At 64.2% G+C, this 265-nt stretch carries 1 protein-coding gene; it reads left to right on the top strand.

Translation table 11 applies throughout. From position 1 onward, the window contains the following. A partial coding sequence (locus tag IEX64_RS24515) for an IS3 family transposase (protein ID WP_373290182.1) occupies positions 1 to 265 on the top strand: 265 nt, incomplete at both ends.

Raw genomic sequence — 265 nt, 5'->3', positions numbered from 1 at the left:
GCAGCCGGCAGATGGTGCGGCACCTGCAGCGGCTTGGTCATGCGGTGGGCCGCCGCCGGGTACGACAGCTGATGGCGCAGATGGGGCTGGCGGCGATCTACCAGCGCCCGCGCACGAGCGATCCGCACCCGGAGCATCGGATTTATCCCTATCTGCTGCTGGACATGAAGATCGAGCGGCCCAATCAGGTGTGGTGTGCGGACGTGACATATCTACCGATGCGCCGAGGCTTCCTCTATCTCGTTGCGATCATGGATTGGGCCAC

The organism is Novosphingobium indicum (assembly GCF_014645195.1).
Lineage (GTDB): Bacteria > Pseudomonadota > Alphaproteobacteria > Sphingomonadales > Sphingomonadaceae > Novosphingobium > Novosphingobium indicum.
Note: the sequence above shows the minus strand (reverse complement) of the source record. Positions and strands in the feature narration are given on the sequence as shown.